The sequence below is a fragment of the Pseudomonas sp. R3-52-08 genome (genome assembly GCF_003851745.1).
In the GTDB taxonomy this organism is placed as follows: Bacteria; Pseudomonadota; Gammaproteobacteria; order Pseudomonadales; family Pseudomonadaceae; genus Aquipseudomonas.
This window is the reverse complement of record NZ_CP027730.1, coordinates 3,488,097-3,505,211: the sequence shown is the minus strand read 5'-3', so window position 1 is coordinate 3,505,211 and position 17,115 is coordinate 3,488,097. Positions and strand designations below refer to the sequence as shown.

Annotated in this window: 10 protein-coding genes; 4 read left to right on the top strand and 6 right to left on the bottom strand. The window is 58.5% G+C overall.

What is annotated here, in order from left to right; translation table 11 throughout:
- The first annotated feature begins 19 nt into the window (after positions 1 to 19).
- Positions 20 to 1,249 carry a M20/M25/M40 family metallo-hydrolase gene (locus C4J91_RS15930; RefSeq protein ID WP_124363218.1) on the top strand — a complete coding sequence of 410 codons (1,230 nt, stop codon included), beginning with the start codon at positions 20 to 22 and terminating at the stop codon, positions 1,247 to 1,249.
- Positions 1,250 to 1,316: 67 nt separating this feature from the next.
- Here C4J91_RS15930 and C4J91_RS15925 read toward each other — a convergent pair whose 3' ends face one another.
- The 6 genes from C4J91_RS15925 to C4J91_RS15885 form a co-directional block, all read right to left on the bottom strand.
- On the bottom strand, positions 1,317 to 1,895 hold the full coding sequence (locus C4J91_RS15925) for a hypothetical protein (protein ID WP_305955257.1): 579 nt from the start codon (positions 1,893 to 1,895) through the stop codon (positions 1,317 to 1,319).
- A gap of 119 nt (positions 1,896 to 2,014) precedes the next feature.
- Positions 2,015 to 2,428 carry a hypothetical protein gene (locus C4J91_RS27830; protein WP_256681592.1) on the bottom strand — a complete coding sequence of 138 codons (414 nt, stop codon included), beginning with the start codon at positions 2,426 to 2,428 and terminating at the stop codon, positions 2,015 to 2,017.
- A 1,350-nt stretch (positions 2,429 to 3,778) separates the two neighbouring features.
- Positions 3,779 to 4,186, bottom strand: a complete 408-nt coding sequence (locus tag C4J91_RS15900; protein WP_124363215.1) for a hypothetical protein — start codon at positions 4,184 to 4,186, stop codon at positions 3,779 to 3,781.
- Complete coding sequence (locus tag C4J91_RS15895; protein ID WP_124363214.1) at positions 4,183 to 8,973, bottom strand: RHS repeat-associated core domain-containing protein; 4,791 nt, start codon at positions 8,971 to 8,973, stop codon at positions 4,183 to 4,185. Before C4J91_RS15895 ends, C4J91_RS15900 begins: the two co-directional genes overlap by 4 nt.
- Positions 8,974 to 9,083: 110 nt before the next feature.
- Positions 9,084 to 12,158, bottom strand: coding sequence for an efflux RND transporter permease subunit (locus C4J91_RS15890; protein WP_124363213.1), 3,075 nt, complete (start codon positions 12,156 to 12,158; stop codon positions 9,084 to 9,086).
- A 2-nt stretch (positions 12,159 to 12,160) separates the two neighbouring features.
- The gene (locus C4J91_RS15885; RefSeq protein ID WP_124363212.1) at positions 12,161 to 13,267 is read right to left on the bottom strand and encodes an efflux RND transporter periplasmic adaptor subunit; all 1,107 of its coding nucleotides are present in this window, start codon (positions 13,265 to 13,267) and stop codon (positions 12,161 to 12,163) included.
- A 100-nt stretch (positions 13,268 to 13,367) separates the two neighbouring features.
- Between C4J91_RS15885 and C4J91_RS15880 the strand changes: the two genes are divergently transcribed.
- From C4J91_RS15880 to C4J91_RS15870, 3 genes are all read left to right on the top strand, one after another.
- On the top strand, positions 13,368 to 14,573 hold the full coding sequence (locus tag C4J91_RS15880; protein ID WP_124363211.1) for a multidrug effflux MFS transporter: 1,206 nt from the start codon (positions 13,368 to 13,370) through the stop codon (positions 14,571 to 14,573).
- 76 nt (positions 14,574 to 14,649) lie between these two features.
- Positions 14,650 to 15,516 carry a pirin family protein gene (locus tag C4J91_RS15875; protein WP_124363210.1) on the top strand — a complete coding sequence of 289 codons (867 nt, stop codon included), beginning with the start codon at positions 14,650 to 14,652 and terminating at the stop codon, positions 15,514 to 15,516.
- A 104-nt stretch (positions 15,517 to 15,620) separates the two neighbouring features.
- Positions 15,621 to 17,066, top strand: coding sequence for a mechanosensitive ion channel family protein (locus C4J91_RS15870; protein ID WP_124363209.1), 1,446 nt, complete (start codon positions 15,621 to 15,623; stop codon positions 17,064 to 17,066).
- Positions 17,067 to 17,115: the final 49 nt, after the last annotated feature.

Below are 17,115 nucleotides of genomic sequence, written 5' to 3'. Positions count from 1 at the left end.
AAAAAACAAGGATCGGTCCATGCTCTTCACCTTCCCCCGCACCCTGCTGGCCGCCACCCTGGCCTTGTCCTTCGCCGTACCGGCTTACAGCGCCGAACCCCACAAGCCGATCCAGGCGGACGCTGAACAGTACAAGGCCGAGGCCCTGAAACTGCTGGAGCGCCTGGTGAATATCGACTCCGGCTCCGGCTACGAGCCCGGCCTGACCCAAGTGCGCGACATCGCCGTGGATGAATTGAAACAGCTGGGTTTCAGCATCGAGCTGGTGCCGGACAAAGCCGCCAACAACAGCCATGTGATCGCCACCCTCAAGGGCACCGGCAAGGCCAAAATTCTGCTGATGGCGCACATGGACACCGTGTTCAAGGAAGGCTCGGCCGCCGAACGCCCATTCCACATCAAGGACGGCCGCGCCTATGGCCCCGGCGTAATGGACGACAAGGGTGGCATCGTCGCCGGCATCTACGCATTGAAAGTCCTGAAAAACCAAGGCTTCAAGGACTATGCACAAATCACCTTCCTGCTCGACGCCAGCGAAGAAACCGGCTCCGACGCCGCCTCCGTACTGATCCGCACCACCGCCAAGGGCCACGACGTAACCCTCAACCTGGAACCCGGCCGCCCAGCCGACGGCCTGGTGGTCTGGCGCAAAGGCAGCGCCACCGCGGTGGTTGAAGTCAAAGGCAAAGCCGCCCACGCCGGCGTCGCGCCTGAACTGGGGCGCAACGCCGCCATGGAAGCCGCACACCAGATCCTGCAACTGGGCAAACTGGGCGACGCCGAGAAAAAAACCACCATCAACTTCACCGTACTCAAGGCCGGCGACCGCACCAACGTCATCCCCGACCAAGCCACCGCCAAGGCCGACGTGCGCGCCGCGCTGCCGGAAGAGTTCGACCGCATCGAGAAGGACCTGGCACGGGTCTCCGCGAACAAACTGATCCCGGACACCGAAGTGAAGACCAGCCTGCAACGCGGCTTGCCACCGATGCCGCAAACGGCGGAGTCAGACAAACTGGTCGCGATTGCCCAAGGCATCTACGGCGAACTGGGCAAAACCCTGACCATCGAAGGCAGCGGCGGCGCGGCGGACGCAAGCTTGTCGGCCGGGGTCGGCACACCGACGCTGGACGGGTTTGGGATAGTGGGCGGGAATATTCACACGCCGGAGGAATATGCCGAGGTGGACAGTGTGGTGCCTCGGGTGTATTTGTTGAGTCGGATGATTATGGAGCTTTCCAAGCGCTGAGCGGGTCGTGTACTTGTGGCGAGGGAGCCTGCTTGCTCGCCACAAGGGGGATGTTATTTCAGGGGGGCTACCAGGTTGATTGGTCTTCGCGGCTGGCTTTTTCGAGGTCGTCTTTCCAGGCCTCGTTGGCTAGGCGATATATGTCGGCGAAGAAATCACGTGGATCGGCTATTTCCGTTTCGTCCCAAGCCATAGTAGAGCACTTATCTGGGTCATCCTCAAAATAAGAGTGGAAGTTGAAATTTTGGGTGTTTAATGCGATAGATAAGTTTTCTATTAATTTATACCTGTGTCGATAGGATAGTTTTTTGTATGGATCTAGGCAGTACTTTGCTATGAGGGTTTCTCTATCTTTACGGTCATTAGGGTTGAAGCAAGCGAGCTCTTCCCCTTTGGTTTCCTCCCTGTCATAGATATCAAAAATTCCCACAAAATAGTAAAGGCTGGCATCGAAGGGGATAGTGTCGGAGTGTGGGTGAAATAACATTTTTAATTTCCTAGTTGAAAAAAAGTTTGCGGATTTATTTAATGCACGCTTATTACTACAAGCAGAGGTCTTTTGCTGATGAGATTTTTGCAGCGGGCGAGCGACCTCGCTCGCCCGAGGGAGTTGATTCTTCCGAAAAAGTAGCGGTGTTTCTACCAAGTTGACTGGTCTTCGCGGCTTGCTTTTTGAAGGTCGTCTTTCCACGCATCTTTAGCTAAAAGATAAATCTCTCTTAGAAAATCCTTTGGATTATCAAGTTTATACCATTATGCTCTTGGTCACGATCCAGTGTTGTCTTCGCTTATCTCAAATAAGTTATGGAAGTTGTAGATCTCGTCATTCAGCTTGTTTTTTGAGCTTTCGGTTAACGCGTATTTGTGCCTATACGATAGGTAGCTTAAATTCAATGCGTAACGTTTTATTGGTTCTTCTCTGTCTGACTTTTTATTTGGGTCATATTTACTAATCTCTATACCGACCTCTTGCTCGCGGTCGTATATATCAAATACCCCGATAAGCCACATTGGACTTGGGTCAAACGGCTCATTTAAGAATGGGTCTTTCAACGTCGTCTTTGCTCGACAGGGAATGGGGGAAAGCTTGGTCGCGCGGGGCTGCGTAGCAGCGTTGAACCCAACGATGATAATTCGACTGAAACACCGCATCGCCTGATGGCGGCCCAGCGCGAGCACGCTCGCTCGCCACAGGGAATTGTGGAGAGGGTGTGGTGGTGGCCCTACTAGGTCGTCGCCTCAGTTCGATAACGAGTCAGACATTCGAGTAAGGTCTTCACAAATGCTCTATTGTCGTTAATGTCATCTTTAAAATATGTGTCAAAAAGATAAAAGACTGAGTCGAAAGTTTCTTCGGTTGATAGGTAATATCTGATGGTTTCGATATACCAGTCCTGTTCTTCCAAGGTGTATGTATAAAATTCTGGTTTGGTTAAAGCATCGAAAAGCTCTGTTAGCTCCTTTGAGTCATTGACGTTTTTTGAAGCTATGATCCCCTCTCTTTCTAAATTTCTAGAGTTTTCGATGCAATAGGTGAATAGCAATCCTTGAATTATTGATAGCTGTGGTCGTGTTTTCATTTTTTAAAGTCGTGTAAGCGATAAAAGTGATTCTGGTGAGCGCCATTCAAACCCAAATGACACAGTCATGATCATCCATGTGTACTAGGAACGTAAGCTTTCTATTCGTTATCCAGAAAGGGTATCCCGAGGTCTCACCTAAAATAGATGTAATATTTTTCGCACAGTCGATTTCCCAGCCTCTATATTCTGAGTCAAGTACTAAAAGAATCAGATTTTTTTTGTCAATGCGATGCTGTATTTCCTTCCAGAATTTGGGGTTGTGTTCGGTGCCTTTCTCGTTCATTTCGACTGGGTCGAGAACGTTGCTTTGAAATCTGAAAAAATGTTTCGTGAGACCATTTACCAACGTTATGAGTTCGTCCTGCCCAAGCTTTTTGGCGTTTATAGCCAACGTTATGCAGGCTTCGTCTATTTCTTGTTTCAAGTAGTTCATTACAGGGTACCAATCTTAAATCGGGTAACGGGGACCAGCTTTAGAAGTATATGGCCTCTTGCTCAGGTTTGGTATATGTCAGAAATTCTGGTTTGGTCAGTTCGTTAAAAAGTTTAATACGTTATTTTTCGTTGTTTGCGTTTTTTGACGCTATGAGCTTTTTTTCAGGCCATCTGTGTTTTCGATGTCATAAGTAAATAGCAGGCCGCGAATTATTGATATCTTGGATGCTCTTTTTTTCAGAATCATAATTTTGTATAAGCTGTTTTAGGTCTTCCATTTTTATCCAGTATTGCTCGTATTTAAACGATTGGGTGAAAGGTAGTCGAGAGCGATTGTGTGCTATCGACGCTAGTTGAATTTTTCATAGTCCTGTGCCTCTAATGATGCCAACCATTTTTTGAAAAAAATGACTTGTTTCTTGCGGGTGGGCGGAAGCTGTCCGGCTCAGCCTTTGGTGCCCGGGAGCCCAGCCAGCAGGCGCTGGCCTATTCGGGTCAGCTCTTACTTGGCCTAGGGCTCGCTTCGTTCGGCACCTATAGATGCTATCCATCTTTTGTAGAAGCGATGCTGTTCATGTGGGTCATTCGTCAGATTTTGGTCTTCAAAATCAAATATGTGAACTAAGTCTTCTCGTGTCGTACGTTTTCCGAGGGTCAATTCATAGGCGACCATCCCGCCACTCATTTGTGAAGACATGCTTGAGGGCCGGACATTTATTTTCGCGCCTTTACAAAGAAACTGTATGTGTGGGAAGTCAGCTATGACTTTTCCTAAACATATATACATATCCTCCGCCGTATACACTTTTTCAAAGTTATCTGCTTCGGAGAACATTAATTTTGTATGGGCTGAGTCGTACTTAAAAGTAACGTACTTTTCTACATTGTCTATTATGGCTTTGATTTTTTTTGTTTTCATTTGATCTCCCTGTTTGGATTCGGAATTGAATAGCCTACGTAGCTACCATCACGCTTAACTGGAGTTACCCCTAAAATGTCTGCTGTATTGATTTTACTTTGTATAGCGATTTCTGCCTCGCTGTCAAAAGGAGCCAATTTCCCAAGCTCTTTGTTGACGTCGCGTCCGGGGATTTTCCGCAAAGCGTAGAGAAATCCTTTTCGAGTTCCGTATCTAGTCGCAAAATCGATTCCTATGAGCGTCGATGGAGAAGTACTGATAAAGTTACTTGGTGGATTGTTACTATCCAAAGCGTGCAAATACAAGTCATTGCTTTCACCTTTGCTTTTGAAACCATTTTTAAATACATGGTCTGGCGTCTTGTCATCACCCCGATAAAGGTATTTTCCGGCGCTATTGATTGGCTGCTTAGGATCCCCTTTAACTGGAGGCGTAACTGTTGCAGGGTCCTTTACCTCAGACCTCGATCGGCAGCCATCCCCTCCTGGGCAATTATTTAATCCTAGCGGATCCACCCAACCTGTCGGATTGGGCACGTACTGGTATGCATTGATCCCACCCGCCAGTTTCACCGGATCAGGCGTCAGGTAACGACCAATATCCGGATTGTAGTAGCGATGGCGGTTGTAGTGCAGGCCGCTTTCCTGATCGAAGTATTGGCCTTGAAAGCGCAGCGGATTGTCGATTTTGCCTACGTCGAGACGGCTGATTTCGCCGTAGGCGCGGTAATGGGCGGACCAGACGATTTCGCCGTCGGGCGTGGTGAGTTCTTGCGGTGTGCCGAGGTGGTCGAGTTGGTAGTGGTAGGGCTGTGTATCTGCTGGGCCGAAGCCTTCCAGCAGTGCTAATGGGCGGAAGCTGTCGGGTTCGTAGAGGTAGCTGCGATGACGATCCGCGTGATGCTCAGCAATGACTTTGTCGCCTTGCCAGAAGAACTCCGTGGTTTTCCCATCCGCGGTTTTGCTGATGCGCCGCCCAAACGGATCGTAGAGATAACTGACGGTTTGGCCATTGGGCTTTGTGATGCCGATTAGCCGGTGCTGACAGTCGTAGCGGTATTCGGTAACGAGCTGATGACCCTTGCCACGCCGCTCGTGGATCAGGTTGCCGAAGGCGTCATAGTCGTAGTGGTGATCGCCTTGGATCACCAGCCGATTGCCCGCAACGATGTCCGGGCCAGGACGATCTTGCATGAGCAGGTTGCCGGCCGGGTTGTGGCCGAAGCGCTCCTGGACGTCTTGCGAATGATCGGCGCGGGTCAGGCGGTGGAGTGGGTCGTAGCGGTAAAGGTGTTCGCCTTTGCGGGTGTCGTGCAGGCGGGTGAGGTTGCCGGTTTTGTCGTAATCGTAGCGGCGTTGGTAGAGGTGGTTTTCCTGTTGGGTGACGGCGTGGGTATGTAGCCGGTTTTGCTCGTCGTAGTGGTAGTGGCTGAGCAGTTGGCCTTGTTGGCGTTGGTGTTCGCGGCCGGCTTTGAACAGGTGGGAGGTCAGCAGCGAACCGTTCAGCTCGACGGTGGCAAGATGGCCGCCTTTGTCGTGGTTGAAGGTGAGGCGGTTGTTGTCGGGCAGGCGCAGGTTTTTTAACTGGCCGCAGGCGTCGTAGCCATAGCGCAGCGTGCCCCAGCCTTGGTGTTCGGCAGTGAGGCGGTTTTGGCGGTCGTATTCGTAGGCCAGGAACCAGTGGCCGTCGTCGACGCTGAGGAGGTTGCCTTGGCGGTCGTAGGCATAATCGACAACGCTTCCGTCGGGCAGGGTTTTTCTTACGAGGCGGCCGGCGTGGTCGCGCTGGTATTGAGTGACGAGCTGACTGCCATCGTCGCCGTATTCGGTTTTCTCCAGCAGGTTGCCGTTGAGGTCGTAGATGTACGCGGTGCGTTGGCCGTCAAAACCGGTTTCCTGTTGGATCAGGCCGTTGGGGTGGTAGTCGAGCCGGTAGGTTTCGCCGACTTCGTTTTCGATGGTGGTCAGCAGTAAGCGGGCGTTGTTGTAGCGGTAGTTGACCTGGGTGCCGTCGGCATTGATGCGGCGGCTGATCAGGTGCAGGCCGTCGGCGTATTCGTAGCGGGTGACGTGGCCCAGCTCGTCGCGCTCGGCGATGATTTTTCCGTAGGGGTTGTAGCTGAATTCCCGGTAAGTACCGTCGGATTGGGTCAGTTTCAGCAGGCGGCCTACGGCGTCCCACTGATACTGGGTCAGCGCGCCCTGTTCATCCTCACGCGCAATCTGCCGGCCCAGCTCGTCATAGCGGTAGCGCTTGATCCCGCCATTCGGTAATTGCTCTTCAACGAGCTGCCCACGCTCGTTCCACACCAACCGATGACAACTGTGATCCGGATACCAGACCCCGGTCAGTTGCCCCTGTTTGTCGTAGCTGTAGTCGGTCGCGTTGCCATCCGGATCGATCTGGCGAATGACATCGCCTTGTTCATTGCGCTCGTATTTCCAGACCGCCTCACCGCGCCTTACAACTCGTACGAAACCGTTGTCATGCTCGTAGGACGTCGGCTCATCATCCCCCGGAAACAGCGCGATCAAGCGTCCGGCGTCGTCGTATTGATAGGCCGTCACCGCGCCCAGCGGGTCTTGCTCGACCGTCAGGCGGCCCTTGTCATCGTAGGATTTGAAATGCTGGGCGCCGTCTGGGTCGATGCGCTGTACCAGCCGCGCCCGCTGGTCATGTACGTAAACTTCCTGGCTGCCGTCGGCGTTGTGCACGGTGACGCGACCGTCATCGCCCCAGGCATACCGCGTGTCCATCTGCGAAAAGCTGGCCCAATGGCGGACACAGCGCGCCGCCTTGCCGGAACCTTCCCACTCCCAAAAGAAACTCGCCCCACCGGCCAGTTGCCGTTCAAGAATGACGTGCTGCTCGTCGTACCGATAACGCTCACATTCACCGACGGCATTGGTCGCTGAAACCAGTCGTCCGGCGCCGTCATAGGCGTAGGAAACGACGTTCTGCTCGGTCACCCAGACGAAGGGTTCATGCCCCGTGGCGCGATGAATCTGGTAGTCCACCGCCACGATGCGGTCGAATTCATAACGCAACAAAAGCGAACGGCCCACGCCGTTATCCAACCGCTCAATGCGGCCCAACCGATCCCGAACAACCAACAACCGGTTGTCATACACATCGCTGATCGCCGTCAGCACTCCGTCGCGAAAATGGTAGAACCGCGACCCCTGGGCCAGCACCAACTCGTCAGGAACCGAGCCCAAATAGATCGCCACTTCGGCCAAGCTGTTGGTAATCGCCGGTCGAGAAACCGTCGGCAAGGGCAGGGTGGTCGCGCGATTTTCGTGGTCGGTCCACACCACCGAGTCGCCCGCTACCACAAGCCGCTGCGCCAGCGCATGACTCCAGCCAAACCCCAACCCACAATCCACTTCCACCGCACTGCTGCGATACAAGCGCGTCCACTCGAATGGCAAGACCCCATCCAGCGCGCCATCGGTAAGTGTCAGCAGTTCCTCGCCAGTGACCATCGACACCGGGCAACCGTTCGTAACGGTTTTATCCGCAGAGGCCGCCGCATCGCCCTTCGGATTCGAAGCCACGGCAGGCACATCATCCACCGCCTCCTGCCGCACCAACGCCGTACGCTGGGTCTTGCTGCGCACCGCCGGCACCGGGTTCGAAACCAGCGTGTCGCCGGCCTTCAACGGCGCCACCGGCACCGCCCTGATCGGAATTGGGGCACTGCCCAGCAGCACCGGCTTAAGCGCTTCGGTGTGCCCCTCCAAGCGAGTTGTCCCGAACTGCGCGGCTATCTGCTCCAGCCACCTGCGCACCCGACGTGACTTGATGCCGGCCAGCACTTTGGTGCTGATGCGCACCACAACACCCATGCCGGCCGTCGCCAGCCCCAATAACAGGGTAATGACGACCTCGGCGCCAATCGCCCCGAGCATTTCGTTCATATATGGCGGTGGCAGCATGCGCATCCAGCTGACCAGGGCCGCCAGGTGAACGAACAGCAAAGGCTCATCGCTGAGCACCAGCAAACCCTTGGCGAGGGTCTCGGCACTTAACGCGAGTAACTTTTCAAGCTCGTCCTGGGAAAGGTAATGCAGCAGCTTTTCAGCGTTGGCCAGCGGGTCGGACAACCACTGGAGCAACTGCGTGATGTTGTCCCAAACCGAGTAAAGGACTTCGCCAAAGCCTTGGGCATAAGCGCGGTGCAGCGAGAGGTAGCGCTGGAGAAAATTCGCTTCGCAATAGTTCTTCCACAGCGGTTCGAAGGTGGCGTCCCACTCGCTGCGCAGCCAGCCCTCCAGTGGCGTGATGACCGACTGATAAGAGGCATACAGCGCCTTGAAATGCGCCGAGGAAACGTCGGGGTAGAAACTCACCCGGTACCGCTGGTTGCGGTCGCACTCGGTGACTTCGAGGATGCCGCTCGGGCCGATGGTTTTATGAATGGGCTCGCCCAGCGGGCCACCGTCTGGATCGATGCGCTGCAACGTCACCGGCGTGTTGCCGATCGGCACGAAGCGCGAGCTCTGGAACATATGCACTAGGGTCAACGTGCCGTTGGCCTGGCATGTAGCGACGGTGCTGCTGGGGAAGATCGAACGGTTGATCGGGGCGACCAGCGCCACCTCGTTCCCAACCTTGAACACCTGCTCCACATCCAGTGCCGACGCGCTGAAAAAGCCCTGTGCCCAGGTATCGTAGTGGTTGAGGCAGCCGCGAAAATCGCTGAGCACGGATTCGACGTCCCGCGTCTTTGAATCCATCGCGGCCAGCACCAGAAAGCCAATGGCTCGGCCGGTTGCTTCGATCATGGGTGAGCCCCATCGATCAGGGCTCTCACTGGAAAAACCATCTGCACTCCCTCGCACTGTTTAATCAGGCGAGGGACTTTGCAGAGGTTTTCAGGGCAGGGGAGTAGAGCTTATCCGGCGGTTGCGTGGGAAGTTTCAGCAACCCTGTCGCGCAGCACCAGGCTGCACAGCGCCGGCAGGAACAGTAGCGTCAACACCGTGCCCACCAGCACCCCGCCGATCAGCACGTAGGCCAGGGATGACCAGAACACCGACAGCGTCAGCGGAATGAACGCCAGCGCCGCCGCCAGTGCGGTGAGGATCACTGGCCGCGCTCGGCGCACGGTGGCTTCGACGATGGCCTCGCGGATCGGCATGCCGTGGTCCTGGTTCTGGCGAATCTGGTCGGTGAAGATCAGCGTGTTGCGCATCAGAATCCCGCCGATGCCGATCAGCCCGAGGATCGCGTTGAACCCGAACGGCTGGTTGAACAGCAACAAGGTCGGCACCGCGCCAATCAGGCCCAGCGGCGCGGTGGCGAAGACCATCAGCATCACGCCGAAGGAGCGCACCTGGAACATGATCACCGTGAGGGTCAGCAGGATCATGATCGGGAACAGCGCCGCCAGGGCGACGTTGGCCTTGGCGCTTTCTTCCACCGGGCCGCCGATGTCGATCCGGTAGCCGGTGGGCAGTTGGGCGATCAGCGGCTGCAGGTCTTTGTACACGGCCATTTCCACATCGGGCGGTTGTACGCCGTCGATGATGTCGGCGCGCACTTCCACGGTGGTGGCGCGGTTGCGGCGCTTGAGGATCGGTTCTTCCATCACCGCCTGGAAATGCCCGACCTGAGCCAGCGGCACCGACGTGCCGGCGCTGTTGGTCAGGGTCATGTTGTTGAGGTTGCCGAGGTCTTCGCGTTGGCTGCCCTGGGCGCGGGCCACCACGGACACGGTGCGGTTGCCTTCCCGCACTTCGGTGATCGGGTTGCCGCTGAGCAGGGCGTTGAGCTGGGACTTGACCTCGTCGGGGGTGAAACCCAGCAGGCGCAGGCGATCCTGGTCCAGCACCAGGCGGTAACCGCTGGCACGCTCGCCCCACTCGAGGAAGGCGTCGCGGGTCAGTTGGTTGCCGGCCACCACTTGGCGCACCTGTTCGGACAGCCCGCGCAGCGTGTCCAGGTCCGGCCCGGACACACGAAACACCACGGGGAACGGTACCGGCGGGCCGAACACCAGTTGCGTGACGCGCACCCGCGCCGCGGGAAACTCGCCGGCAGCGATGCGCTCGCGCATGCGCACTTTCAAGGCATCGCGGGCGTGGGAATCCGGGGTTTGCACGATCAACTTGGCGAATGCCGGGTCCGGCAGCTCAGGGTTCAATGACAGGAAAAAGCGCGGCGCGCCGCCGCCTACATAGGTGTCGACCAGGCTCGTCTGCGGTTCCTGCAGCAGGGCTTTTTCCACCTGCGCCGCCACTGCTTCGGTGCTTTTGAACGCGCTGCCGGGCGGCATGTACACCTCCAGAATCAGCTCGGAACGGTCGGAATCAGGGAAAAATTGTTTCTTCACCACCGCCATCCCCAGGCCGCACAGCACAAACGCCGTCACCACCAGCCCGGTCACCAGCCAGCGCCCACGCACACAGGCCTCCACCAGGCTGCGCAGTTTCTGGTAATAGCGCCCGGCGTAAATCGCATCATGCCCGCCGGGCACCGGCTTGATTTGCGGCAACAGCTTCACGCCCAGATACGGCGTGAACACCACCGCCACCAACCAGGATGAAATCAAGGCAAAGCCTACGATCCAGAAGATATTCCCGGCGTACTCGCCCGCACCGGATCGCGCGAACCCCACGGGTAAAAAGCCGATGATCGTCACCAGCGTGCCGGTCAGCATAGGTGCTGCCGTGGAGCTCCAGGCATAGGTGGCCGCATGGATGCGGTCAAAGCCTTCTTCGAGTTTCACCACCATCATCTCGATGGCGATGATGGCGTCGTCCACCAACAGGCCCAGGGAAATGATCAGGGCGCCGAGGGTGACGCGGTCGAATTCACGGCCGGTGACGAGCATGATCACGAACACGATCGACAGCGTCAGCGGCACGGCCGCCGCCACCACCAACCCCACGCGAAAGCCCAGGGCCAACAGGCTGATCAGCATCACAACCGCCAGGGCGACGAAGAACTTGAGCATGAACTCGTTTACCGCCAGGCTGATGTTTTTCGCCTGGTCGGACACCTTGGCAAAATTTACGCCCAAGGGCAGGTCGGCCTGGATTCGGGCTTCCTGGGCCTGCAGGCTTTTGTCCAGTTCCAGGCCGTTCCAATGCTTCTGCATGATGACCCCGAGCATCAGCGCCGGGTCGCCCTGATGGCGGATGCGGTAGCTGGGCGGGTCTTCATAGCCACGCCTGACGGTGGCCACATCGGCGATGCGCAGCACGCGGCCATTGGCTTGCACCGGCACGTTCTCGATCAGCGCCAGGCTGTCGAAGGCGCCATCGATACGGATGTAGGCGCGGGCGCCGGCGGTTTCGACGAAGCCCGAGGGCGCCACGGCGTTTTGCGCGGCGAGGGCGGCGAAGATCTGTTCGGGCTTGATACCCAGGGTCGCCAGGCGCTCATAGGAGAACTCGACAAACACGCGCTGGGCCTGTTCGCCGAGGATATTGACCTTCTTCACTCCCGGCAGGTTGAGCAGGCCCTGGCGCAGCGCTTCGGCCATTTGCACCTGCTGGCGATGGGGCAGGTGTTCGGCCTCCAGGGCATACAGCGCAAAGTAGACATCCGAATACTCATCGTTGAAAAACGGCCCGATCACGCCCTTGGGCAGTTTCGCGGCTTCGTCGCTGAGTTTTTTACGGGTCTGGTAGAACAGCTCCTGTATTTCGCTCGGGCGCGTGGATTCAAGGAAGGTCATGCGCATCGAGACGAAACCCGGTTGGGCGATGGTCTCGACGCGGTCGTAGTAGTCCAGTTCCTGCAGGCGCTTTTCCAGGCGGTCGGCCACTTGCTCCTGCATTTCTTCAGCAGTGGCGCCGGGCCAGGCGGCGGTGATGGTCATGACCTTGACGGTAAATGAGGGGTCTTCGGCGCGCCCCAGTTTGCCGAACGAGAAGATCCCGGCAGCGATAATTGCAATGATCAGGAACAGCGTGACGGCGCGGTGCTTGACCGCCAGTTCCGAAAGGTTGATTCCACGCATGCTCATTGGTCCTGTTTGCGGTTGAGTGCCAGCGCCTGGGCGGGCAGCAGGCGTACTTTGTCACCGCTGTGCAACAGGTGCGCGCCGAGGGCGACGATGGTTTGGCCGGGCGTGACGCCGCTGTCGAGCAGGGCCTCTTCCTGGCCGAGGCTGGCGACTTTCACGGGGGCGAAGCTGATCCGGTTGTCTTCACCGATCAGCCATACGCCGGTGCCTTGCCCCGCATCCTGCAACGCACCGATGGGCACGCGGGTTTGTTGGGCCTGGCCGTTGCCTTGCAGGCGCACGGTGATGGTGGAGCCGAGGGCGAAACGCTCGAGCGGGCCATGCAGCACATAGCGCGCGCGGTAGGTGCGGGTGGTGGGGTCGGCGCTGGCGGACAGCTCGCGCAGGGTGGCGGTGACGGCCTGGTCCGCGGCGCCGAAGGGGAAGGCCAGGGCGTTTTGCGCGGCCTGGGCGCGCTGCTGTTCGGGCAGGTTGACGATGGCTTCGCGGGCACCGTCATGGGCCAGGCGCGCGACGATCTGCCCTTCGGCCACCACCTGGCCGCGATCCGCCAGGACGTCGGTGATGATGCCGTCGCCATCGGCCTTGAGCACCGAATAAGTACGCCGGTTTTCGATCTGGCTGGCATCCGATTGCGCCGCCGCCAGTTCCGCTTCGGCGACGCGCAGGTTGGTCGCCGACTGGTCGAAAATCTGCCGCGACACCGCGCCGGTACTGGCCAGGCGCTGGTAGCGGTTTTCGTCGTCGCGGCGCTGGCGCAGTTGCGCCTGGGCGGCGTTGACGCGGTTTTTTGCCGAGCGCAACGCCAGTTCGAAATCACCGATATCCAGCACCAGCAGGGTGTCGCCCCGAGAGACGTGCTGGCCGGGATCGACCTTGCGTTCGATCACCTTGCCGCTGACTCGAAAGCCCAGGTTACTTTCGGTACGGGCGGCAACCACACCGGTGTACGCGCTTTGCTGGGTGCCGCCAGCCTCGACCTTGACGGCGAGTACCGGACGCGGCGGAGAGATTTGAGCGTCGCTGTCGGCCTTGCTGTTGCAGCCACTGAGGACCATCAACAGAGCCAGGGGCGTTAAGAGGCGAAGAGAAAGGGGCGGCATGGCGGACTCCAGGGTGACCATAGGACAAAAAATTATGGACATAATTTTTCGCTCATATTATGGTCGAAATATAAATTAATCCAGCCCCCGGACATTCCCCATGGCAAACGCCCCGGCACCTTCGCGCCGCTTGTTGTTCTTACTGGTTGCGCTGACAGCGCTGGGTGAAGTCTCGACGCAATTGATCATCCCGGGCCTGGGCGCCATCGAGCAGGCGTTGGCGGCGCCGCCAGGCTCGGCGTTGATGGCATTGTCGGCATTTGTGGCCGCGTTCGGCCTGGGGCAGTTGCTGTTCGGGCCGTTGTCGGACCGTATCGGTCGCCGCCCGGTATTGATCGCCGGCCTGACGCTATACGTGCTGGCGACGCTGTCGATGCTGCTGGTGACGGACATTCAGCAATTTATCGCCGCCCGCGTGCTGCAGGGTCTGGGGGCATGCGCCGCGTTGGTGCTGGCACGCACGGTGGTACGCGATGTGTGGAAAACCGAGGCGGGCCCGGCCCTGGCGCTGACCATGATCGGCATGCTCTATGCCATTGTCGTGGCGCCGATGGCGGGCGGCTTGCTGATCAAACTGTTCGGTTGGCACGCGCCCATCGTGCTCGCTGTGGTCATCGGCAGCGTGGTGTGGCTGCTGGCGGTGGCGTTCTTTCGCGAGAGCAACCCTCACCTCGATCCCAAGGCCGCGCATTGGCGCACCCTCGGCGGGCAATACCTGGATTTGCTTAAGGGCCGCCAGTACCGCGCCTATGCCGTGGCCCTGGCCTGTACCTACGGCGCGATGTTTGCGGTAATTGCCGGTTCGTCGGCGGTGTTCATTAACCTGCTGGGGTTGAGTAGCCTGGAGTACGGCATCAATTTTGGCCTGATCGTGTCGATGCTGATCGTCGGTTCCACCTATACCCGGCGCAACATTTTGCGCCTGGGACCGCAGCGGATTGTGACGATGGGCGTGACGCTGGTGGCCGCCGGCGGGGTGTTGGCACTGGTGATTTATGCGCTGTTCGGGCTCTCGGTGGTCGGCCTGGACCTGCCCATTGCCCTGGCCACGCTCGGGGGCGGGCTGGTGCTACCCGGTGCGGTCACGGGCGGGGTGATGCCCAACGCCCGTCGCGCCGGGCTGGCGGCCGGGTTGATGGGGTTTGCGCAGATGCTCGGCGCCACCTGCAGCGGCGTGCTGTTGAGCCATTTACGTGATGGCAGCGCGACGCCGATGATCGTTATTCAAGCCGTTTTTGCCGTCGCGGCCTTCGTCGCGTTCCACCTGTTGCGTCAGCGTACGTCCAAGGCATTGTCCTATACATAGAACGCTCAAAGCCGCGTTCGCCGGCTAGTGCTCAACGGTTGGGAGACTTATGGTGTAGGCACTTTGGAGGTACACCATGAAAAAACTGATCGGTATCTACACCAGCCCTCGCACCCATTGGGTCGGCGACGGCTTTCCGGTGCGCACCCTGTTTTCCTACGACACCTTGGGCAAACACATCAGCCCATTTCTGCTGCTGGACCACGCCGGCCCGGCCGATTTCACGCCTACCGAAACCCGTCGCGGCGTCGGCCAGCACCCCCATCGCGGCTTTGAAACGGTGACCATCGTCTACGATGGCGAAGTCGAGCACCGCGACTCCACCGGTGCCGGCGGCAAAATCGGCCCGGGTGACGTGCAATGGATGACAGCCGCCAAAGGCATTCTCCATGAAGAATTTCATTCTGAAGCTTTCGCGCGCAAAGGCGGGCCGCTGGAGATGGTGCAGCTGTGGGTCAACCTGCCCGCCAAGGACAAAATGGCCGACGCCGGTTACCAGACCATCGTCGATGGCGACATTCCAGTGTTGCCGCTGCCGGGCGACGCGGGGCAACTGCGCTTGATCGCCGGTGAATTCGCCGGCACTCAAGGGCCTGCGCGTACTTTCACGCCGATTGACCTGTGGGACTTGCGCTTGAAGGCCGGTAAGGCCGTTACGCTGGACCTGCACGCCGGGCGTAACACCGCGCTTGTGATCCTGAGCGGAACGGTGTTGATCAATGGCGAGGAAGTCGCGCGCCAAGGGCAACTGGCACTGTTCGAGCGTGACGGTGACCGGCTCACCCTGGAGTCCAATGACGACGCCAAGGTGCTGTTGCTCAGCGGCGAGCCGATCGACGAGCCCATCGTCGGCCACGGTCCGTTCGTGATGAACACCGAGCAGGAAATCCACCAGGCCTTTGCCGACTTCCAGTCCGGAAAATTCGGGCGCATGCAGGCCTGACAGCCCGTGGAAGGGGGCTTGCCCCCTCCCACATTTTTTTCTGCGCTATACCCGGCACCGCCATTTCATGCGATCTTCTCGGCATTCGCCCTGGAGTCGCCTGGATGCCCTCATTTATCGCTGATCACCCGATGTTGTGCGCCGTGGCGCTGATCCTTATCGACATTGCCGTGTGGCGCCTTATCTCGCCCACGCTCGCCAACTGGAAACTTGCGGCGCGGCTGGTCATCTTTGCGGTGTTCAGCGCGGTGTTGTTCAACGACGGCATGAACCCCATGCAAGCGGCGCCCTACGCCGATGACACCACCCTGCACCTGGCGGCCACCGCGTTGCAGATCGGCTGGTGGCTGTTCGCCGCGCGCACCCTCACGGTATTGCTCGGCGCGGTGATGATGCAGCGGGTCGGCCATACCGGACGGTTGTTGCAGGACCTGATGGGCGCCGTGATTTTCCTGATCGCGATCATCGCCGCCATGGCTTACGTGCTCGACCTGCCGGTCAAGGGCGTGCTCGCCACCTCGGGCGCCGTGGCGATCATCGTCGGCCTGGCGCTGCAAAGCACCCTGAGCGACGTGTTTTCCGGGATCGTCCTCAACACCACCAAGCCTTACCAGATCGACGACTGGATCTCCATCGACGGCACCGAAGGCCGCGTCACCGACATCGATTGGCGTGCCACGCGGTTGCAGACGTCCCAGGGCAGCCTGGCGGTCATCCCCAATTCGCTGGCGGCCAAGGCCAAGATCATCAACTTCTCGCGCCCGGCGGATATGTTCGGCCTGGCAGTCAGCCTGCAAGTGAGCCCCCATGCGCGCCCACAAACGGTGATCGAGGCCCTCGAGCGGGCGATGCAGGGCTGCCGGGCGTTGTTGGCCAAGCCGGCACCCAGCGTGGCGTTCAAGGTGTCGAGCAGTGGCGGCGTGGAGTATGAAATCAGTGGCTTCGTGCCGGCCATGGGCCTCAAGCGCGAAGTGCGCAACCAGCTTTACGACCTGGCATTCCGGCACCTGCAGGCGGCGGGCGTGGGCCTGTTGTCTGCCACCGAAGGTAGCACGCCCGCCACGGTCTCCGGCGCGCGGGCCTTGCTTGAGCGTTCGTCGATCTTTTCCACGTTGCGCCAGGAAGAAAAGGACACCTTCAGCCAGAACATGACCCTGCACACCTACCGCGCCGGCGATATGATCCTGCCGGCGGGGGAGGTCAGCGACCATTTGTTCATCATTGAATCCGGCGTGGTTTCGGTGATGTTGCTCAAGGGTGGCCATAAGTTCGAAGCCGGGCGCATGGGGCCGGGGGAGGTGATTGGCGAGTCCGGCATCCTGTCCGACCAGGCCGCGCTGGCGGACTTCACCGCCAAGACTTATTGCACCCTGTACCGCATCGAAAACGAATACCTCAAGCCCTGCCTGGATGCACGGCATGACATCGGCGAAGCCATGAAGGCGCTGTTGGATTTCCGCGTGCATGCCGCCCAGGCGCTGACCGAGGACGCGCCGGTGGTGCCGGTGAAGAAGGGTTTCCTGCAGTGGTTGAAGAACCGTGGGCTGTAGATTGGTCACCTGTTCTTCGCCCGGATTGGCTATTTCTCCAGAACGCCCA